This is a genomic window from Rheinheimera sp. SA_1, from assembly GCF_001669775.1.
Lineage (GTDB): Bacteria > Pseudomonadota > Gammaproteobacteria > Enterobacterales > Alteromonadaceae > Pararheinheimera.
Genome location: NZ_LXWK01000016.1, coordinates 117,314 through 138,250, shown reverse-complemented (window position 1 = coordinate 138,250; position 20,937 = coordinate 117,314). Strand labels below are relative to the sequence as shown.

Annotated in this window: 20 protein-coding genes; 8 read left to right on the top strand and 12 right to left on the bottom strand. The window is 47.6% G+C overall.

The genetic code is table 11. From position 1 onward, the window contains the following. Nucleotides 1-9: 9 nt before the first annotated feature. From A5320_RS12655 to A5320_RS12640, 4 genes are all read right to left on the bottom strand, one after another. On the bottom strand, nt 10-378 hold the full coding sequence (locus A5320_RS12655) for a response regulator (protein WP_068065271.1): 369 nt from the start codon (nt 376-378) through the stop codon (nt 10-12). Nucleotides 379-633: 255 nt separating this feature from the next. Further along, nucleotides 634-1,551 (bottom strand): oxygen-dependent tRNA uridine(34) hydroxylase TrhO, encoded by a 918-nt coding sequence (gene trhO, locus A5320_RS12650; protein WP_068065268.1) that lies wholly within the window; start codon nt 1,549-1,551, stop codon nt 634-636. Nucleotides 1,552-1,620: 69 nt separating this feature from the next. After that, nucleotides 1,621-2,196 carry a YaeQ family protein gene (locus A5320_RS12645; protein ID WP_068065265.1) on the bottom strand — a complete coding sequence of 192 codons (576 nt, stop codon included), beginning with the start codon at nt 2,194-2,196 and terminating at the stop codon, nt 1,621-1,623. A 42-nt stretch (nt 2,197-2,238) separates the two neighbouring features. After that, nucleotides 2,239-2,877 (bottom strand): LysE family translocator, encoded by a 639-nt coding sequence (locus tag A5320_RS12640; protein ID WP_068065262.1) that lies wholly within the window; start codon nt 2,875-2,877, stop codon nt 2,239-2,241. Between the two features lie 232 nt (nt 2,878-3,109). On the opposite strand from A5320_RS12640, the gene A5320_RS12635 reads away from it, so the two are divergent. Then, a complete protein-coding gene (locus A5320_RS12635; protein WP_068065259.1) occupies nt 3,110-5,488 on the top strand; it encodes a TonB-dependent receptor in 2,379 nt (792 codons plus the stop codon). A 119-nt stretch (nt 5,489-5,607) separates the two neighbouring features. Here the strand turns inward: A5320_RS12635 and A5320_RS12630 are convergent, their stop codons facing one another. From A5320_RS12630 to A5320_RS12620, 3 genes are all read right to left on the bottom strand, one after another. After that, nucleotides 5,608-5,988: a VOC family protein gene (locus A5320_RS12630; protein WP_068065256.1), complete on the bottom strand. Its 381-nt coding sequence runs from the start codon at nt 5,986-5,988 to the stop codon at nt 5,608-5,610. Nucleotides 5,989-6,100: 112 nt separating this feature from the next. Then, the gene (gene ydiJ, locus A5320_RS12625) at nt 6,101-9,154 is read right to left on the bottom strand and encodes a D-2-hydroxyglutarate dehydrogenase YdiJ (RefSeq protein ID WP_068065253.1); all 3,054 of its coding nucleotides are present in this window, start codon (nt 9,152-9,154) and stop codon (nt 6,101-6,103) included. A 167-nt stretch (nt 9,155-9,321) separates the two neighbouring features. Next, on the bottom strand, nt 9,322-9,717 hold the full coding sequence (locus tag A5320_RS12620; protein ID WP_068065250.1) for a hypothetical protein: 396 nt from the start codon (nt 9,715-9,717) through the stop codon (nt 9,322-9,324). A gap of 210 nt (nt 9,718-9,927) precedes the next feature. Here A5320_RS12620 and A5320_RS12615 point away from each other — a divergent pair, with 210 nt between their 5' ends. Then, the gene (locus A5320_RS12615) at nt 9,928-10,662 is read left to right on the top strand and encodes a substrate-binding periplasmic protein (RefSeq protein ID WP_197490106.1); all 735 of its coding nucleotides are present in this window, start codon (nt 9,928-9,930) and stop codon (nt 10,660-10,662) included. Nucleotides 10,663-10,822: 160 nt separating this feature from the next. Beyond that, on the top strand, nt 10,823-12,079 hold the full coding sequence (locus A5320_RS12610; protein ID WP_068065244.1) for a multidrug effflux MFS transporter: 1,257 nt from the start codon (nt 10,823-10,825) through the stop codon (nt 12,077-12,079). 81 nt (nt 12,080-12,160) lie between these two features. Here the strand turns inward: A5320_RS12610 and A5320_RS12605 are convergent, their stop codons facing one another. From A5320_RS12605 to seqA, 3 genes are all read right to left on the bottom strand, one after another. After that, nucleotides 12,161-14,650: a glycogen/starch/alpha-glucan phosphorylase gene (locus A5320_RS12605; RefSeq protein ID WP_068065243.1), complete on the bottom strand. Its 2,490-nt coding sequence runs from the start codon at nt 14,648-14,650 to the stop codon at nt 12,161-12,163. A 193-nt stretch (nt 14,651-14,843) separates the two neighbouring features. After that, nucleotides 14,844-16,490, bottom strand: coding sequence for a phosphoglucomutase (alpha-D-glucose-1,6-bisphosphate-dependent) (gene pgm, locus A5320_RS12600; protein ID WP_068065240.1), 1,647 nt, complete (start codon nt 16,488-16,490; stop codon nt 14,844-14,846). Nucleotides 16,491-16,521: 31 nt separating this feature from the next. Further along, nucleotides 16,522-17,070 (bottom strand): replication initiation negative regulator SeqA, encoded by a 549-nt coding sequence (seqA, locus tag A5320_RS12595; protein WP_068065237.1) that lies wholly within the window; start codon nt 17,068-17,070, stop codon nt 16,522-16,524. A 154-nt stretch (nt 17,071-17,224) separates the two neighbouring features. On the opposite strand from seqA, the gene A5320_RS12590 reads away from it, so the two are divergent. The 4 genes from A5320_RS12590 to fldA are packed head-to-tail and all read left to right on the top strand — an operon-like array spanning nt 17,225 to nt 19,086. Next, nucleotides 17,225-17,989 carry an alpha/beta fold hydrolase gene (locus A5320_RS12590; RefSeq protein ID WP_068065234.1) on the top strand — a complete coding sequence of 255 codons (765 nt, stop codon included), beginning with the start codon at nt 17,225-17,227 and terminating at the stop codon, nt 17,987-17,989. 59 nt (nt 17,990-18,048) lie between these two features. Further along, nucleotides 18,049-18,270 carry a DUF2788 domain-containing protein gene (locus A5320_RS12585; RefSeq protein WP_068065231.1) on the top strand — a complete coding sequence of 74 codons (222 nt, stop codon included), beginning with the start codon at nt 18,049-18,051 and terminating at the stop codon, nt 18,268-18,270. After that, the gene (ybfE, locus tag A5320_RS12580) at nt 18,270-18,542 is read left to right on the top strand and encodes a LexA regulated protein (RefSeq protein WP_068065230.1); all 273 of its coding nucleotides are present in this window, start codon (nt 18,270-18,272) and stop codon (nt 18,540-18,542) included. The genes A5320_RS12585 and ybfE overlap by 1 nt, the downstream gene beginning before the upstream one ends. A gap of 13 nt (nt 18,543-18,555) precedes the next feature. Next, complete coding sequence (fldA, locus tag A5320_RS12575) at nt 18,556-19,086, top strand: flavodoxin FldA (RefSeq protein WP_068065229.1); 531 nt, start codon at nt 18,556-18,558, stop codon at nt 19,084-19,086. 111 nt (nt 19,087-19,197) lie between these two features. Here fldA and A5320_RS12570 read toward each other — a convergent pair whose 3' ends face one another. Beyond that, the gene (locus A5320_RS12570) at nt 19,198-19,707 is read right to left on the bottom strand and encodes a DUF4442 domain-containing protein (RefSeq protein WP_068065228.1); all 510 of its coding nucleotides are present in this window, start codon (nt 19,705-19,707) and stop codon (nt 19,198-19,200) included. A 153-nt stretch (nt 19,708-19,860) separates the two neighbouring features. Between A5320_RS12570 and fur the strand changes: the two genes are divergently transcribed. Continuing rightward, nucleotides 19,861-20,301 carry a ferric iron uptake transcriptional regulator gene (gene fur, locus A5320_RS12565; protein WP_068065227.1) on the top strand — a complete coding sequence of 147 codons (441 nt, stop codon included), beginning with the start codon at nt 19,861-19,863 and terminating at the stop codon, nt 20,299-20,301. 139 nt (nt 20,302-20,440) lie between these two features. Here fur and A5320_RS12560 read toward each other — a convergent pair whose 3' ends face one another. Further along, on the bottom strand, nt 20,441-20,860 hold the full coding sequence (locus A5320_RS12560; RefSeq protein ID WP_068065222.1) for a hypothetical protein: 420 nt from the start codon (nt 20,858-20,860) through the stop codon (nt 20,441-20,443). Nucleotides 20,861-20,937: the final 77 nt, after the last annotated feature.

Sequence of the window (20,937 nt, the reverse complement as noted above, 5' to 3'; positions counted from 1 at the left end):
AAACCCTGATTAATACAACAGCCTTGCGACTGTTTTTAGAAGTTGTGGTGCTATAAAAGGTTTCACCAGCCAGGCCTTGGCGCCCAGTTGCTGGGCTGCCAACATTTTTTCATCCCCGGCTTCTTTAGTAAGCATCATGATCGGGACAAACTTGTAGGCTGGTAATTGCCGGGCTGCGGCGACGAACTCAAGTCCGCCCAATACCGGCATATAAATATCACTGATGATCAAATGAATTTTTCGTCCATCCAGCAACGTCAGAGCCGCAGCACCGTGTTCCGCCTCCAGCATCTGGTAACCAGCAACGGACAATGTCTGAACGACCACTGCACGCAGCGCCGCTGAATCATCGACAATTAACACGGTTTTGCCAGTCAAGGTTCAGACCCCGCTTTCGCACATTTCATCTGAATGATTTCAGTAAGTTAAATCTAGTTGTGACGTTCAAAGGTTTAGCAGGCGATTTGGATAAATAAAAGGTAAGTATGCAGATTTACTGATTTATATTTTTGGTGACTGTATTGGATCAGGCAGCCAACCAGAGTCAGGTCGACCTGACTCTGGTTGTGAATTTAAAGCAGTATTAGAAAGCACCGTTCACAGTGCAGTTTGAAGCGTTCGTTAAACGCAGTATTAGAAATCGACGTTGCCGTCGCGGATATGGCGCTCGCCGCGGGCTTTCGCCAGCTCCACCTGCTTTTGCCGTTCGCTGAACGAAGCTTTTTGCTCGTCAGTGATTTTGTCATGGCAATGTGGGCAACTTAAACCTTGTACATACAACGGGGATAACATTTCTGCTTGCGACAACGGCATCCGGCAGGCGTAACATTGATCGTAACTGCCCTGCTCCAGCCCGTGCTTCACTGCAACACGCTGATCAAACACAAAACACTCACCTTGCCATAAACTTTCAGCTTCCGGCACTTCTTCTAAGTACTTTAAAATGCCACCATCAAGGTGAAATACCTCGTCAAACCCCTGCTCTTTGAGATAAGCCGTTGATTTTTCACAGCGAATACCACCGGTGCAGAACATTGCCACTTTTTTGTGTTTGCTGTTATCAAGGTTTTCAGCCGCCCACTGCGGGAATTCACGAAAACTGGTGGTATTTGGATTGACCGCGTTTTTAAAGGTACCGATGGCGACTTCATAATCGTTACGGGTATCAATAACGATAGTGTCAGGATCGCTAATCAGCGTATTCCAGTCATCACCTTTGACGTAAGTACCAACGATGTGTGAAGGATTAATCCCTTCCACACCCATGGTGACAATTTCTTTTTTGAGTTTCACTTTCGTGCGGTAAAACGCCGGTTCGTCGGCGAATGATTCTTTGTAAGATAACCCGCTGAAACGGCCATCGGCTGCTAACCAGGCGGTTAATGCATCGACACCTTCGCGAGTGCCACAAACAGTACCGTTAATGCCTTCTTCGGCCAACAATAATGTGCCTTTCACTTTGTTCAACACCATGTGCTGATAGAGTTTGTCACGCAGGGTTACATAATCTGGCAGGGATACAAATTTATAAAGCGCAGCTACAACGTACATCATTCACCTTTGTTTGCAGAGCCCGGATCGCAAATCCGGCGCATGGAAGAAGGCGCGGATTATACTGCATCAGTGCTTGTTGGTAAATGTCAGCCCGCCTTCGCTCCTGCTGGATAGTTGATCCGTAGCCAGCGGCGCCACCTGAATTTCCAACTGATGCTGACCATCCGTCACAATCAGCGAATTATCGTCACGCCACACTGCCAGCTGCATATGGCCTTTGAGCATGCCGCAAAACTCGGTCAGTTGTTCTGCAGACAAACAAAATAGACGTACGTTGAGTAGCCCTTTGATTAGCAGCTGAGCTCGTCGGTAATCGTCACAGTCCGGCACCAACAACACTTGATCGGATTGATGCGACGCGCGTAGCAATTGTTTTTCGTTGGGTAAGTCAACCTGGCACCACAGCTGAAAATGTTGATTGTGATCCCGTAAAAACAAGTCAGGCTGTTTGCCAAAGGGGTCTTGTTTTGCCAGTTGCGGCTGTAATTCGAAGAGGCTTAAGTAAGCTAAAATACGTTTGGCAAAATGTGACGCCTCCTCGTGAGCAAAAGGCGCCAGATAACAGGTCTGCCGTTGATAAAGATGTGATTGCTGGCTGCTGTATTGCAGATCCAGCCTGATCACTTTACTCAGTACTTGCATCTTTCCACCTCTTTGCGTTAGTCGGCAAAACGGCGCTGAAGTTTACATTCCTACAAAGGCGCTAAACAATAAATGCATAGCCAGTGCCAACAAAACCAAGCCCATGATCCGGTCAAACCAATAACCACGTTGCAGCAAAAAAAGTCTTACTTTTTGGCGTGTTAGTAAAAAGGATAGCAAACTGAACCAGGCTGCGGTGGCAAACGCCATATAAATACCGTAAAGAATTTTGTAACTATTTGGCGTTTCTGGCGAAATAATCACCGCAAACAACGCCAGAAAAAACAACGTTGCTTTCGGATTTAAGCCATTGGTCAATAATCCGGCGCGAAACGATTGCCACAAACTGACCTGTTCAACCGCAGCCTCTGTGACATCCTGTTGCTGCGATGGCGGCGCACTTCGCAGCGCCTGCACCCCAATGTAAGCAAGATAAGCTGCCGCAACCGCCGAAAATAGCTGAAACAACCAGGGCGTGGTCTTAAGTAATAAACCAATACCAAGTAATGAATAAGCCACATGCACCAAAATCCCCAAGCCAATGCCGATACTAGCGGCAAGCGCGACTTTCACACCATGACGGACTGCATAACGCAAGATAATCGCAAAATCGGGCCCCGGGCTTGCAACCGCGACAAAATGCACTGATGCCACTAATAAAAACTCAGGCCAAAACGACATTAATACTCCGGATTTTATGGACTTACTGCGGGCTATTGTATGCCAGCATTAAGTTCCGATGACATGTTTTTCTGCGAAGTTTATGCAGATTGCTGTTTTCAATAGCAACATCCTGTTATCGCAAGTTATGCCACTTTGGTCGACACGACGAAAATCTGTGCTTGTCAAAACCAGTTCACCCACCGTAAAATGTTATAACATCACACAAGCAAGTAATTTATAGGTAGTTCTGATGACTGTTCTCTCTTCGGTATTTAAACCAGCCGCACTGGCGTTACTGGTCAGTCTTTCGTTGCAGGTGCAAGCACAATCTCAAGCCGTCACAGGTCTGGTAGTTGACAGTCAAGGCCAGCCAGTCGCCAACGCTAAAGTGCATGTGCACGGCCGCCAGCAATATGTCTATACCAATGCCGCCGGTGAATTTACCATTCAAAGCCCGCTGGACGCCGAATTACACATTGCCGCAAAAGGCTTTGGTGATCAGTTTGTCAAAGCCGACCAGACGCAGCTGAAAATCGCTTTAACGGCAGGTGGTATTGAACGTATCGCGGTTTCAGCTTCGGGCTTGCATCATTACGACTTAGAAATGGCCCATCCGGTTTCAGTGTTAAGCGGTGAAGCGTTAAGTTTAAAAACTGCACCGACGATTGGCGAAACCTTAAAATCGCTGCCCGGCGTGCACAGCAATTACTATGGCCCTGTCGCAGCGAGCCCAGTTATTCGGGGTCTGGATGGTCCACGAGTGAAACTGCTAAGTAACGGTCTGGATACCGGCGATGTGTCACGGGTAGGCCCGGATCACGCCATTACTGCGGATGCTATTACCACCGAACAAATTGAAGTATTACGCGGCCCTGCAACTTTGCTTTACGGCAGCGGTGCGATTGGCGGTGTGGTGAACGTGGTCGACAACCGAATTCCACGCCAGCTACGCGCCCCACAGACCATTCTCGACAGTCGCTTTAACAGTGTATCTGACGAAAAATCTCTGGCATTAACCCACGATGGTTCTGTTGACCAACTGGCCTGGCACTTTGATGGTTTTGACCGTCAAAGCAACGATCATGATGTGCCAACTTTCACCAACGACGAAGGTGAAACCTCTGACAAACTGGCCAATTCATGGCTGGACAATCAAGCGCTGAACGGCGGTTTAAGCTGGGTGGGCAGTCAGGGTCTGTTTGGTGTTTCGGTTGGCCATATCGATAGTCAGTACGGTATTCCTGGCCATCATGCGCATGGAGATGAACATACGGATGAGCACAATGAAGAAGATCATGCAGACCATGCCGAAGAAGGTGTGTATGCAGCGGTCAAACAAGATCGGGTAAGCCTGGCGGGCGAAATTTATTCGCCAATTGCCGGCATTGAAACACTCAGCTTTACTGGCGCATACACCGATTATCAGCACATCGAAATGGAAGGTGCTGTTGCCGGCACCACCTTTAAAAACAAGTCCTTTGAAAACCGGTTAAGTGTTGAGCATATTGAACTGGCTGGCTGGCACGGTTTGCTGGGTATCCATCAACAACGCAACGATTATGCGGCGTTTGGTGAAGAAGCCTTTACCCCACCATCGGTTTCTAACAGCTATGCGTTATTTCTTCTGGAAGAAAAAACTTTTGGCGAAGTGACGGCCCAGCTTGGTGCTCGTGTTGAACGGACCAAACATCGGGCTGATGCCATTGAATTGGCGCATGAGCATGAAGAAGATCACGATGATGAGCATGAAGAGCACAGTAGCGACTTTGCAAAATTCACCGCCGCCAGCGTCTCTGCAGGTTTAGTCTGGAATTTTGTGCCAGGTTATCAATGGGCCGTCAGTGCCAGTCGTTCAGAACGTGCGCCATCTGCTGCCGAAATCTACGCTAACGGCGCCCATATTGCGACCAGTAGTTATGAACTGGGCTTAGCTTATCAACTGGACGATGAAGGTGAAATTTTATTAAATACCAATAAAATGCCTGCCGAAACCGCCAACAATATCGACATTGGGTTTCGTAAAATCGATGGTGACCTGACCTTTAGCTATAACTTCTTTTACAATCAGATTGATAACTACCTGTATCAGGCCAACACCGGTTTGACGATGGAAGATTTGGCAGCACATGACCATAGCGGTCATGATGATGAAGATGCGCACGACCATGCCCATGGTGATTTTGATATCTATCAGTATCAGCAAAACGATGTTCGGATGTACGGTCTGGAATTTGCGCTGGCTTATCAGGTTGATTCCGCCCAACAAGTCTCTTTGTTCGCCGATTCAGTGCGCGCCAGCTTAAAAGACGGTGGTGATTTGCCACGGATCCCGCCGATCAAAGCCGGTGTTGAATATCAGTATCAGGCACAAGCGTGGAGTGCCAATGTTGGCGCCACCCATTATGCCCGCCAAAATAAAGTATCGGAATTTGAGTCGGCGACAGCGTCTTACACCAGCATTGATGCAAGTTTAAGCTATTACTTTGACCTGTCGTCAATCGACATGACCGCCTTTATCAAAGGCTCGAACCTCACCGATAAGCTCGGATATGTGCATAGTTCCTTTATCAAAGACGATGCACCACTGCCGGGTCGTGCTTTGACGCTGGGCATCACTGCCCGCTTCTAAGCAGATATTTCTGACTAAAACTTTAATCAGGCAATAGCTAATAACGACCAAACAAAAACGCCAGCCCTGATCAAGCCTGGCGTTTTTTTATGGCGCTATTTATAGAGAAATTTATAGCCTTATTGCATGCTATGCACACCCAGCTTATTACCAGCGGGGTCTAAAAACATCCCGATAAAACCATGCTCGCCAATACTGGTTTTTTCCATCAGCACTGTGCCGCCAGCTGCGGCGACTCGGCTTATCACCGCTGCGCAATCTTCTGACTGGAAATATACCGTAGTGCCGCTGGTTGAAGGTACAGTTTCTGGCCCGACCACCAAAGCGCCACCGCAGCCAGGCTGGGCGTGATCGGCAGCAAACATTGCCATGGTGTAAGGTGGCATTTCAAGAATAGTGAATTCGGTGTGCAGGATCGCTTGATAAAACTTTTGGCTGGTTGCCAGATCAGTTGCCGGAATTTCAAACCAGCCGACCGGATTTGGATTAGATGCAGACATGTACTTTCTCCCTGTTTTGTTGGCCAAAACATTGAGTGTAGCCAAGGTTAAGCAGATAACTTTGGCTACTTTGTAACTAAAATTTACATTTGTTCAGATATTGCCGTTTTAGCTACGGCAACAACCGCAATAACTGTTGTAACGGGTGCAAAGGTTTACTGCCTTCATACCGTTTGACCTGACTACGACAGGAAAAACCAGTCACCAGCATATTGGATATACTGGTTTGTTCTACATGTTGCTGCCAGCTTAAATCGTATAATGCCCTGCTATTCGCCTGATTTTGCACTTCGTGGCCGTAAGTCCCGGCCATACCACAACAACCAACAGCGACGACATCAAGCTTCAGGCCGGCGGCGCTATAAATTTGTTGCCAGTTTTTTTCGGTGGTTGGCAACGCGGTTTTTTCGGTGCAATGTGCAAACAACTTAAAGGGGTTGGTATGTTCTGCCAACTGTTTCATTGCAGGCAACTTTTGCTGCACCAGCCATTCATGAAATACCTGTACCGTAAAATCGCCGCGCAACTCGCCAAGTGCTTTGACATATTCGTCGCGATACACCAGCACCAAAGAAGCGTCGAGCCCCAATAAAGGCAGATCCAGTGCTGAAAGTTGATTAAAAAACTGCGCCGCAGTCGAGGCTGTTTTTGCAAACTCGCGTAAAAAGCCTTTCACATGCTGTGGTTTACCATTTGGTAAAAACGGTAACAACATTGGTTTAAAACCAAGTTTTTGCATTAAAGCCAGCGCGTCTGCCACCAGCTCAGCTTCATAAAAACTGGTAAAAGGGTCTTGTACTAACAACACCACATTTTGTCGCTCTGCCGCAGACATCGCCTGCAACTTCGCCAAATCAAAGGTATATTGACCATCCAGCTGCTGCGCCAAGGTCGGCACCGACAATAATGGCGAATCGACATAACCCACAGTTTTTTCGAGTAAAAACTTGGTTGGCGTCAGCTTCAGGCCGCCATTCACCAACGTTGGAAACTTCGCCAGCATCGGGGCGGTTTGTTCAATGCCAGCTACCACATAATCTTTCAGCGGCCGCAAATAACGGCTGTGGTACAACTGCAAAAACCGTGAGCGGAACGAAGGTACATCCACTTTAATTGGGCATTGACCGGCGCAAGCCTTACAGGCCAGGCAACCTTCCATTGCCGCCATTACTTCGTGTGAAAAATCCTGTTCGCCACGCTGTTTGCGCCAGCTGTTGCGGGCTTTTTGCCAAAGCTTGCCGATCCCAGCACCACGCTCCAGCAACTGTTGCTCTTGTGCCAGCACGTCAACACCCTGCTTTGACATCAAACGCAACCACTCGCGCATTAAACCAGCTCGTCCTTTAGGGCTATGCTGGCGATCTTTGGTAATTTTGCTCGACGGACACATCGGCGAATTTTCTTCGTAGTTAAAACACAGGCCATTGCCGTTACAGTTGGCGGCACTATCAAAGCTCTGCCGTACTGTCAGTGGAATTTGCCGGTCGAAATAACCGCGTTTCACGCCATCGACGCTGACTAATTTGTCATTATTCTGCCAAGGTGTACAAATCTTGCCCGGGTTCATCCGGTTGTCCGGATCAAATGCCGCTTTAATTTTCCGCAATTCGTTAAACAAGGTGTCGCCAAAAAACGCCGGGCCATATTCACTGCGGTAACCTTTACCATGTTCGCCCCACATTAAACCGCCGTATTTAGCAGTCAGCGCGACCACTTGATCCGACACCTGCCGAAGCAAAACTTCCTGTGCCGGATCGGTCATATCGAGCGCTGGTCGCACATGCAATACTCCGGCGTCGACATGGCCAAACATGCCGTAGGTCAGCTGATGGCTATCCAGCAGCGCCCGGAATTCCATAATAAAATCAGCGAGGTTTTCTGGCGGTACTGCCGTATCTTCAGTAAAAGGTACTGGCTTTTGCGCACCTTTGGCGTTACCCAGTAAACCAACGGCTTTTTTGCGCATGGCGTAAATTTGCGAGATGCCGTTTAAATCGTAGGTCAGCTGATAACCGATAATGCCACTTTCGCCATTGGCAACGGCCTGTTGCAAACGCTGCTCCAGCGTCTGCACTTTGTCCTGCATTTCAGCTTCATCTTCGGCGTTGTATTCGACCATATTCAGGCCATACATGGTTTTACCCGGCACATCTTCAATGTAACTTTTCACCTGATGCCAGATGATATCGTTGCGGGCTAAATCCAGCACTTTACTGTCGACGGTTTCCACCGAAGTTGCGCGGGCTGCCACCAAAAACGGCGCGTTGCGTAACGCGCTTTCAAAGCTGTCATATTTGACGTTGATCAAACACTTAAAGGGAGCAATTGGCGTGATATTTAGTTTGGCTTCGACCACAAAACCTAGGGAGCCTTCAGCGCCGGTGATCACCCGGCCTAAATCAAATTCGCTAAGCTGTTCATTCCAGACATGTTCTAAATCGTAACCGGTTAAAAAACGGTTTAACCGCGGAAATTTTGCTTTGATTTGTTCGCGATGATCTAAAGTGCTTTGTAAAACCTGGCGGTAAATGGCGCCGATACGGTTTGGCTCAGCGGCAAGAGTTTCGGCCTGAGAACGAGGCATCGGTGCCGTATCCAGCACAGTACCGTCAACAAGCACTGATTTTAGTGCCAGCACATGATCACTGGTTTTGCCGTAGACCAAGGAGCCCTGCCCTGAAGCGTCAGTGCTAATCATGCCGCCAATTGTCGCGCGGTTAGAAGTGGATAAATCTGGGGCGAAGAAAAAACCATGGGGTTTTAAAAATGCGTTTAATTGATCTTTAATCACGCCTGCTTCAACCCGCACCCAACGCTCTTCGGCGTTAAATTCCAGAATTTGTCGCATATGGCGGGATACGTCAACGACCAGATGTTCGGTCAGTGCCTGGCCATTGGTGCCGGTGCCGCCACCGCGTGGGCTGAACTTTAAGCCGCTAAAAGCCGGACTTTGGCCAAGTGTGGTGATGGTTTGTAGGTCAGATAAGGTTTTTGGTAGTAATACCGCCTGTGGTAACGCCTGATATACACTGTTATCGGTTGCAACAGCCAGCCTTGCAGCATAACTGGTTTCGATGTCACCGCTAAAACCGGCGGCGACCAATGCATCACGAAAAGCCAATACACAAGCTGGCAAGGTATGTTCAGGAGTTAACTTTGGGATCATCGGTTTGGTTACTGCAACTTAGTGAAGTTGCCCCGAGTATATCATTGGCAGCGCGCTGATTTTAAGGCTTTTACAGATAAAAATGACCAGCAATGAACATGACAGACCCGCGGTCAGCATACAACGGGTCCGGTAAAAACTACGGTTTCAGCATACCTATTTGCCGATTATTTGACGACAGGTTCAGATTGATCCTGCTCAATCGTCACACTCTGTACATAAAGCTTCTGAGTGTTGACTGTGGTTGCCGAGCTGGACTGAGCAGGCTCACGCTGTACAACTTCACCTTCAATGATCACGCCAGAAGCTGCCGGGTCTTGTTGCTGTGCCTGGTAAGCAGCTTGTGCTTGTTGCATCCGTGCAACTAACTTGCGTTTTTTCCACCACAACCAGGGCAACATCAACACCAGCAAGGTTGCGGCGATCATCAGTAAACCAATACCGAATACCAGAAATAACCCAAGCGCGAAAGCGATCACAATCAGCGTAAAAAATCCGGGTCTTTTGCCCTGCCCAAATTGAAACTGCATACGTGGCGTACCACTTTGCCAGGATCCTTTCATCGTCGACCTCAAAATTAGCTGCTGGCTATCTGACCCTGAGTGGGTCGATAGGTTCCCAAACATAGGTTATGGGGACTGCTGGCAGAAATTTCCAGTGGCGGCTTAAAATTCCTTAACTTCAAGGTCAGTGTTAGCCGCTAACCAGCTTGTATCATGCTGTTCGCTCTGCTAAGTTGCAATTATCCGCTTTTTTTTAATGCAGCTGTTTTGATGAGATTTTGGCTGGTTGTTTTCACCTTGTTACACTTTGCGCCTTTGTCAGCGTGCGTGATGAAGGTGCAAGTCAATGAATTTCCACCGTATTCATATTTTCAGGATCAGGCATGGCAAGGTAGTCGTGTGGTGTTGTCACAACGGCTGGCCGCTAAGCTGGATTGTCAGGTCGAGTACCTCGATGTCCCTTTTGGCCGGGCATTAAAGCTGGTCGAGCAAGGTGAACTCGACTTTATTTTTAATCTGACAAAAACCGACAGCCGCAACAACACCATGTTGTTTTTAGCGCCCCATCAGCTGGAGGTATTGGTGGTCGGGGTGCATAAATCCTATCCTGAATGGCTTGGCCTTAATTCGCTGGCTGAGCTGCAACAGTTTCCGGGTCGCATCGCCTTGACCACAGGCAGTTATCTCGGGGTCGAGGTCGAAAAAATCCGCAACAATCCACAATATGCCAAGAATTTTATTGATGTAGCGGATCGTAAGGCAAAAAACGAGTTGGTTCTCAAAGGTCGGGCGCAGGCCGTGATAGAAGAACGTGATTATCTGCGCTACGCCATCGAAAACTTCCCAAATTATCAAAATCTGGTAATCACACCGCTTATTTTGTCTGAGACACCGGTTTATTTGGCATTAAGTCGTAAATCGAAGATGTTTGCGCGTCATGATGAAATCAGTCAGGCGATTATCGAACTGCAAAAAGCTGGTTTGTGGCCGAATGTCGTTGAATAACACTTTCTTGCAATAAATACGCTGAATCAGTCGATATTCACCCCCACCAATTCGACCAGCTTCGATGCCACTGCGTTTTAGCAAGCTGCAGTTGCCTTGAATTTGGGTATATCATGGTGCTTGCAGTTCCCCAATTTAGCCAGCTAACGGAAAACTATAGATGTCTGATTATTCCACCCATGCGCCTGCTTCGCGTATTTCTACCGGCGAATTTACCTTGCTGGTAGCTCTTTTGATGTCGATTGTAGCGATATCCATTGATGCATTATTGCCGGCGCTGGACGCCATTCGCGCCGACATCGTGCTGGCACACCCAAATCAGGCGCAGTATGTGGTGAGTGCATTGTTTTTCGGTATGGCAATTGGACAGCTGATCTGTGGCCCGTTGTCAGATGCCACCGGCCGCAAAAAAGTACTGTATGGCGGTATTGTGCTGTTTTTAGCCGGCACCGTACTTTGTTATTTTGCCACCGATATCAACACCTTATTGCTCGGTCGTTTTATTCAGGGTCTTGGTGTTTCCGGGCCTTATGTGTCGGCTATTTCAATCGTGCGTGATAAATACGCCGGCAATGATATGGCGCGGATTATGTCGCTGGTGATGATGATTTTTATCATGGTGCCGGCTTTAGCGCCCAGTCTGGGTCAGGCAGTGATGTGGTTTGGCAGCTGGCGCGATATTTTTGTGCTGTATGTGTTTTATGCCTTGATGATTGCAGTGTGGATTTTTTTCCGACTGGAAGAAACATTACCCAAAGCGCATCGAATTCCGATGAGTACCAAGGGATTTGCCGAAGGCTTTAAAGAAGTGATCAGCAACGTGCCGACTGTTTGCTACATGATTTGTATGGGTTTGTTTTTTGGCAGCTTTATCGGTTATCTGAATTCATCACAACAAATCTTCCAGGATCTGTTTAAAACCGGCGAGATGTTTGTATTGTATTTTGGGGTATTGGCGATTGTATTTGGTGCGGCCTCGCTGGTGAATTCACAGCTGGTGCAAAAACTCGGGATGCAACACTTAGCCAAGCTGGCGATTTGGGGAATTATCGGCAGCTCAGCGCTATTTTTAGCTGTGCATCTAAGCGTTGAAGTGCAACTGTGGATGTTTATGATTTACGCATCGGTGTTGTTTTTCTGTTTTGGGCTGGTGTTTGGCAATATCAACGCCATGGCGATGGAGCCGATGGGCCATGTCGCCGGCATTGCTGCGGCCATTATTGGTTCAACCTCGTCGATTATGTCGATGGTCATCGGCACTGTCATCGGTCAAATGTATAACGGGACTTTGTTCCCGGTAACCGGTGGATTTCTAATTTTTAGCTTTATCAGTATGCTGATTTTCAGTTATGCACAGCGGTACCAACAAAAAAATGCTGCGGCTGATTTGCCGGTAGAAGCCTCACCGAATCTTTAAAGCTTCGACTTTTGAAAAACTAAAAAGCCCATGCAATTGCATGGGCTTTATTATTTCAAAACTGCGGTTCACAGTTAGTCGTTAGACGTTGCCAACTTCACATTTGGTCAGTTGCCAGACCCGGGCGACATAATCTTCTATCGAACGATCCGAGGTAAACTTACCAACACTGGCGGTGTTTAAAATTGCTTTTTTCGCCCAGCCCGCTTTATCGCGGTACCAGCCATCGATAGTTTCCTGCGCTTTGACATAAGAAGCAAAGTCTGCCATCACCAGATAATGGTCACCGCCTTCAATGAGGCTACGTTTGATCGCTGCCAGCTCGCCTGGTTTACCCGGAGTGAAATAGTCCGTTTCCAACCAATCCAAAATCGCTTTTAATTCCGGATTGTTGTAGTAGTAATCACGACTATCGTAGCCTTTGGCATACAGGGCTTTTACTTCATCGACTGACAAACCAAAGATCGCAATATTATCGGCGCCTACTTCTTCGGCGATTTCAATATTGGCACCATCCATAGTACCGACAGTGATAGCACCATTCAGCGCCAGCTTCATATTGCCGGTACCGCTGGCTTCTTTACCTGCGGTTGAAATTTGCTCGGAAACGTCCGCTGCCGGGATCATTTTCTCAGCAAGGCTCACCCGGTAGTTCGGCATAAACACCACTTTAATCCGGTTTTTCACCCGTTTATCGTGGTTGATCTTGTCGGCAATTTTATTAATGGCGTAGATAATATCTTTCGCAAGTTTATAGCCAGGCGCCGCTTTGGCACCAAAGAAGAACACCCGTGGCACCATGTCGTAATCCGGATCCTGTAAAATACGGCGATACAACGCCAGAATATGCAATAAATTCAGATGCTGACGTTTGTATTCATGCAGACGTTTAATCTGGACGTCAAACAGCGCATGCGGGTCAATCGCGATACCAGTCAGGTTTTTCACCACTTCGGCTAAATCAGCTTTGTTTTGCTGTTTAATCGCCATAAAGGCATCTTGCATCGCAGGACTGTCTGCGTGCGCTTGCAGCGCCGATAATTTGGTTAAATCAGTTGGCCAATCGCTGCCGATGGTGTTATCGAGCAACTTCGACAGACGTTTATTACAAGCCTTTAACCAGCGACGTGGGGTCACGCCATTGGTGATATTGGTGAACTTATCCGGCCATAACGCGACCATTTCCGGGAATAAATCCGATTTGACCAAAGCTGAATGCACTTCTGCCACACCATTGACCCGGAAAGAACCGACCACCGACAAATGCCCCATCCGCACCATCGGTTCATGGCCTTCTTCGATAATCGACAGTTTACGTTTTTTGTCGACATCACCAGGCCAACGCACATCAACCTGTTCAACTAAGAACCGACGGTTGATTTCATAAATAATTTCGATGTGACGCGGTAATACTTTTTCAAATAACCGGACCGGCCAACGCTCCAGCGCTTCTGGCAGTAGGGTGTGGTTGGTGTAGGCAAACACATGCTGACAAATATTCCAGGCGTCTTCCCAGTTCATTTCTGCACGATCAACCAGTACCCGCATCAGCTCAGGAATAGCAACCGCCGGGTGGGTATCGTTAAGCTGGATCACCACTTGTTTGGCGAAGAAACTCCAGTCATCACCATGCGCGCGTTTGTAACGGCGGATAATGTCTTTCAGTGAACTCGAGCAGAAGAAATATTGCTGGATCAACCGTAGTTCTTTACCGGCATCGGTATCGTCATTCGGGTACAGTACTTTGGAAATGGTTTCGGCTTCGATGTTTTCGCGAGCCGCGTCAACATAACCGCCGGAGTTAAACACGTCCCAGTTGAAAAAATCACTGGCGCGACTTTCCCATAAACGTAACACGTTAACTGAACTACCGTTGTAACCCACAACCGGGATATCCCAAGGTACAGCTTTGATGATGCGACCCGGGTGCCAAACCTTTTTCATTTTGCCTTGCAGGTCGTACACAGTTTCGACATAACCGTAGACCGAAATTTCCTGCGCCGATTCCGGCCGACAAATTTCCCATGGATTGCCGTATTCACGCCAGCTATCCGGGCGTTCAATTTGGAAACCATGTTGGAATTCTTGCTTAAACAGGCCATGTTCGTAGTGAATACCATAACCGATGGCCGGGTAATTTAATGTGGCTAAAGAGTCGATAAAACAGGCTGCCAGCCGGCCTAAACCGCCGTTGCCAAGCGCCATGTCTTCTTCTTGTTCTTCTAAATCAGCGATGTCCATGCCAAGTTCGGCCAGCGCTTGTTTGGCAGCGTCATAACAACCGAGATTGTGCAGATTATTGCTGAATAACCGGCCCATCAAATATTCCAGGCTGAAATAATGCACGGCGCGGGTATTTTGCTGATAGTGCGTGCGCTGAGTGTTGCGCAGGCCGTCAAACACATATTCATTGATGGAAGCACAGGTTGCTCGCCACCAGGCCTGAGGGCTGGCTTTATTGACGTCAGTGCCCAAAGTACCGTGTAAATGGCGGATAATTCTATCTTTTAATTCTGCAGCAGTAGGCAACGCTGCCACAGCAACCGTTGCGTTTGATAATGTAGGTTTCATGATCCATTTCCAGTTTGCCAGATCCGATTATCGCCAGGCGACAATGACCACAGCTTGAGACGAGCGAAGTCGATGCTGCTTTTATTATTCTTGTAGTAAAATTACAGAATGTACGGCTATTCGTCAAGGAAACAGACTATTTCGACTGCATACCGTAATTTAATTACATACGAATGCAGTCGCTTGACAGGACTTAGATCTGGGCAAAAACACTTTGCACAAAGGCTTTGGCGTCTGTTTCTAACCGCACTAGATGTGCCTGATCAACAAAACTTTCCAGATAAATTTTATAACTGTTTTCGGTGCCGGACGGCCTGGCAGCGAACCAGCCGTTTTGCGTCACCACTTTCACTCCACCTATCGCCGCGTTATTACCCGGCGCTTTACTTAGCACTGCCAGAATTGGGTCACCGGCTAACTCCGTTTGCGTCACGCTTGCCACATTCAGATTTTTTAAAGCATTTTTCTGGGCAAAGTCTGCTGGTGCATCCAATCGGCGATACAAAGGCGCACCGAATTCTCGGGTCAGCGCCTGATATTGCAAATAAGGGTCAACGCCGGTTTTGGCAATCATCTCTGCCGCTAATAAACCCAGTATAAAACCGTCTTTATCGGTGGACCAGACAGTGCCATCAAAGCGTAAAAAACTGGCACCGGCTGATTCTTCACCACCAAATACCAGGCTGCCGTCAAAAAGCCCGTCAACAAACCACTTAAAACCAACCGGCACCTCAAACAAAGTACGGCCGCGTCCAGCAACCACCCGGTCAATCAAGGCGCTGGAAACCAGGGTTTTGCCGATTTTTTTATCCAATCCCCATTGTGGTCGGTTGCTGATTAAATAATTAATCGCCACTGCCAAATAATGGTTTGGATTTAACAAGCCACCGCTACGGGTGACAATGCCGTGCCGGTCGAAATCCGGATCGTTACCAATTCCTAAATCAAACTGATCTTTCAGTTTAATCAGATTGGCCATCGAATAGGCCGAGCTGCAATCCATCCGGATCTTGCCATCTTTATCCAACGGCATAAAACCAAAAGTTGGATCGACTACCTGATTAACGACGGTAATATCCAAACCATAACGTTTAGCTATTTCCGGCCAGAACGCAATACCGGAACCGCCTAAGGGATCAACACCAATTTTTACTTTGGCTTTAGCAATGGCTGCCATATCGATAACGTTTTCTAAATCATCAACATAGGGCTTAACGTAATCATGCAGCTGATAAAGTTCACTTGTTATAGCATCAGCAAATGACAGTTGTTTGACAGAAACCAAGCCATCAGCAATCAGTTGGTTAGCACGTTGTTCAATCCAGGAAGTCGCATCAGTATCGGCCGGACCACCATGCGGTGGATTGTATTTGATACCACCATCTTCCGGCGGATTGTGCGAAGGGGTAATGACGATACCATCAGCCAATGCCGGTTGTTTGCTGGCGTTATAACGCAAAATAGCATGTGAAATCACCGGCGTTGGCGTGTAGCCGCCACCGGTTTGCACTTTGAGCTGCACACCGTTGGCGATAAATACCTGTACCGCAGAAATAAAAGCCGGTTCTGATAACGCGTGGGTGTCTTTACCTAAAAACAAAGGGCCACTGATGCCTTGCGCCGCGCGATATTCAGCAACTGCCTGGCAGATGGCCTTGATATGCGCTTCGTTAAAAGATGCCAAGGCAGCGCTGCCACGATGGCCGGAGGTGCCAAAACTCACCCGCTGAGCTTGCTGCGAAACATCCGGTGTCAGTACGTAATATTCTGAACACAACAACGGGATGTTGGCTAATTTGTCCCTGGTCGCAACTTGTCCGGCTTGCGGATGAACTGACATACACTCTCCTTTTTAAAATGTCACATTTGCCCTATAAAAAATCTCTGATTTGTTCGGCTTCAGTCTGGCTATAACCCAGTTTCAGCGCGGCTTCGGTCAACATCATCTTTTTGCGGGTGGTATTTGAATTGGTGATCACCCAAAAATCGCTGTTTGGAATAGGCTTAGGATTGGTGCTGCTGCCAGCCTCCAACAAATCAGCTTGTTTACGGGCAAAATACAGCCGGTTACGGCCTTTGATTTCAGCAACCAATGCAAATTTACTTTTATGAGCACGGGCTAACGCCGATAAAATGATTAAAAACCGCCCGACCACGCTTTGCTCAGCTTGTAAGTCCTGCTTGCTTAAAATATCGAATACTTTCTGATGGTTGGCTGCAGGTTCGGCGACAGTTCTAGACTCTGCAGCACCTTTGCCAGCAACCGGCGCGCTGATTTCACTGACGCTTGCTACTGTACCGGTCGCTGCGCTATCCGGCAGCAATAAACGGCGTAAAATTTCCGAGGCGCTTTCCCCGATCTGCTGGGTCTGACTGGCAATGTAATGATAAAGCTCTTCATCTATCTCTATTGTTTTCATAAAGCTACCTTAAAACCCAAACGAAAGACCGGCATTATATAAACTGACTGCGGCTGACGCCAGCCCGGCAATTTGTTAACATCACCCTTCATCCTTGAAATTGCAGGGTTGTTGACTTCGTTTGCCCTGCTGACAACGTTGCCGAAGGAAAATCATGATATTACATACTGACATAACAGGCCAAGGTCGACCACTGGTATTAATCCATGGTTTATTTGGCAGTTACGAAAATTTAGGCGTCATCGCCCGGGCGTTGCAACAGGATTTTCAGCTGATTAATGTCGATTTGCGTAACCATGGTCGCTCGCCACGTGCTGACAGCATGGATTACCCACAAATGGCGGCGGATGTATTTGAGACACTGGATAGTCTGCAAATCACCCAATGCGCTGTGTTGGGGCATTCGATGGGCGGCAAAGTCGCGATGCAGATGGCGTTGTCAGAGCCTGCGCGTGTCAACAAACTGCTTCTGGCCGATATTTCGCCGGTGGTAAATGAACCGCGTCATCAACGAATTTTACAAGGTTTAGCCGCTATTGATTTAACCTCGCTCAAAGATCGCAAACAGGCTGATTTATTACTGCAGCCTTTTGTTGATGAACTCGGCGTTCGGCAGTTTTTACTCAAGAACTTATACAAAGACCCAACAGACCAGTTCCAATGGCGGTTTAATTTAACGGCGCTTATCGACAACTATCAGCAGCTGTTAGCGGCGCCAACGGTCACAGAGCCATACACTGGCGACACGTTGTTTATCAAAGGCGGCAATTCTGATTATATTCAGGCGGCGCATCAGCCATTAATCCTAAAGTTGTTCCCAAACGCCAGCGCCAAAATTATTCAAGGCACCGGACACTGGCTGCATGCGGAGAAACCCGCGGCATTCAGCAAAATAGTCTCTGACTTTTTATTGCGTTAGCGCATAAAAATTTTGCCACGTTATGCTATAGTGCGCCGGTTTTTTTGAAGGTCATCACCATGCTCAATGAATATATGGAACAAATCGAAGCGGCAAGTCTTTGGTTTTTTCTTTCAGTGTTGTTTTTTTTGATTGGAATGGCCATTCAGGACGTACTTAAAAAGGGTGACGTGCCTAAGTTTGGCCGGATTTTTGTCTGGATAGTGTTGTTTGTTGGCTGTGCTGGCTTTTTAGCCAAAGGTGTCATTCAGTTTATTTATGAGTCAAAAGGGTTAGGTTAATGGCGAAGATTGCCACCGATCGCACCACCATAGATCTGTTTGCTGCCGAAAAACGGCCAGGACGGCCAAAAACCAACCCGCTACCACGGGAAGAACAATTACGGCTGAACAAACGAAATCAGATCCGCCGGGATAAAACCAAAGGTCTGAAACGCATTGAGTGCAAGGTTACTGAGCAGCTGTATCAGCAGCTCGACACTAAAGCACAGGCGCTGCAACTGACTCGCAGCGCATTAATTGAACAACTGTTAGCTGAAGCTCTCGCAAAGTAGGAAGGCGCTCATTATGGCAACTGTAGGTATATTTTTTGGCAGCGATACCGGTAACACCGAACATATCGCGAAAATGATCCAAAAAGAACTGGGCAAAAATTTACTGGCAGTGCATGACATTGCCAAAAGCACCAAAGAAGATATCGCCGGTTATGACCTGCTGATGTTCGGGATCCCCACCTGGTATTACGGCGAAGCACAGTGTGATTGGGACGACTTTTTCCCTGAACTGGAAAATATCGATTTTAACAACAAGTTAGTCGCTATTTTTGGTTGTGGTGATCAGGAAGATTACGCTGAATACTTCCTCGATGCGATGGGCACCTTGCGTGACATCATTGAACCACGCGGGGCTATTCTCGTTGGTCACTGGCCGACCAAAGGCTACAATTTCGTGGCTTCTAAGGCATTAGCCGATAACGACCACTTTGTAGGATTAGGTATCGACGAAGACCGTCAGCCTGAGTTGACCGAAGTACGGGTCAAACAATGGTGTAAGCAGATTTATGATGAGCTGAGCCTGGCGGAATTGGCCGGACTATAAGATCTCTGATTAGCATTTAAAAAACCACTGCTGGTTCTGTTGATTGGCAGTGGTTTTTTTATTTGGATTTTTTGCAGTTTCTTGCCTGGCAGACCCATGCCTGTCCTGACATTAATCGTCCGCGTCTGTTTGCTCTGCCACTTTCCGGTGCTCGCCAGGCCGGTGCTTGCGCTTTTTCCGGATATAAACCGTACGGTTCACTTCGCAAACGATTTCGCCTTGTTGGTTCTTTAAATGCACCAAAAACTGCGGGAAATATTTATCGCCCTGTTCGGTAGCAGCCTTAATTTCCGCTAAAACCGCATCTCCGAGCCAAAATTCGGCAATCAGCTTGCCATGACCGGGTTTGATATAGTCGATATCGGCTTTTTTGTCCCACACCAGATATTCTTTGCCCAGCGCGCCCATCAACATCAAAGGATACATCGGGTCGGTCATTGCAAACATTGCACCGCCAAATTGGCTGCTATTGATATTCCGCCGCCACGGCCGGTCGTTGAGCGTGACCTTGGCATAACGGTAATCTGTCGCAAGTTCGACAATTTTAATGCCATTAAAGAAAAATGGTGGCCAGAAATTTAACAAATGCCGCATCACTGCCGGATTAAACGCCCACCGCATAACACCTCCAACTGGTATGACCTGACTTTGCAAATATACCCGAAAATACCACTCCTACCAAGTAGAGAGCTACGGCAAAGGCAGATTTTGCTTTTCCTATCAAAGAAAATAGCCTTATAATCCATTCATCTCCAATTATGAGTACTAAAGCAGATGTCAGATCACAACAGCGAACTACGCAAAGCCGGCCTGAAAGTGACCTTACCAAGGGTGAAGATCCTGGAAATTTTGCAGGACCCTGGACATCAGCATATTAGTGCTGAAGATGTGTACAAAATCCTGCTGGAAATCGGCGAAGACATTGGTCTGGCCACCGTCTACCGCGTATTAAACCAGTTTGATGATGCCGGTATCGTCACCCGTCACCACTTTGAAGGTGGTAAATCGGTGTTCGAACTGAGCCGGATTGATCACCACGACCATTTAGTTTGTTTAAATTGCGGCAAAGTCATTGAATTCGAAGATGATGAAATTGAACGTAAACAACTGGAAATTTCTGAGCAAAACGGCATCAAACTGACTCATCACAGCCTGTATTTATATGGCGAATGTGTGGATAAAGTCAGCTGCAATAAATTTAAAGAGAAAAGCTGAAATCTGGTTTGAGACAATCACCAGCAGTTAAATTGATAAAGGCGCCTTAAGCGCCTTTTTTGTTTTAGAGCTATCCGGCAGTAGGACATACGACAACTGACGCTCTAGGGTATTTCAACAACACCCCGCCAAAGCGCTTCTATTCAACCACACTGCATTGGCGCAACTTACACTGGGGTAAGGGTGTTGGCAGCATCTGACAGGTACTACGCATCCCGAGTCGCTGTTGTTGTTGCTGTTTAAGTTTGGTATATCGGTCATTGGTGATAGCCAGTAATTTTTCGTCGGTATTCACTGCTGAATACGCCAGGTACTGCTCTGGACCACCGCATGGCCGACTGCCGACCGGTAACACCTTACACTCCGCGGTTTCGCGGCAACTTTTATCTTCAGTCAGACGCTGCATCCGCTGATACAGTTGCTTGGTATCGACTTGCAGCTGCGCCAGGGGGCCATCCAGCTGATTGACCAGACCTTCGGTTTGCTTGGGGATCGTAGTACAACCGCTTACGAGCATCGAAAATCCGAACATCAACACATAAAATTTGGCGTTATTCACAGTATTCTCCCTGAAAAAGTTACCGTATTGTAACGAATGCAGCATGGATCACAAGTATCGCTTGAACGAAGCCAAAG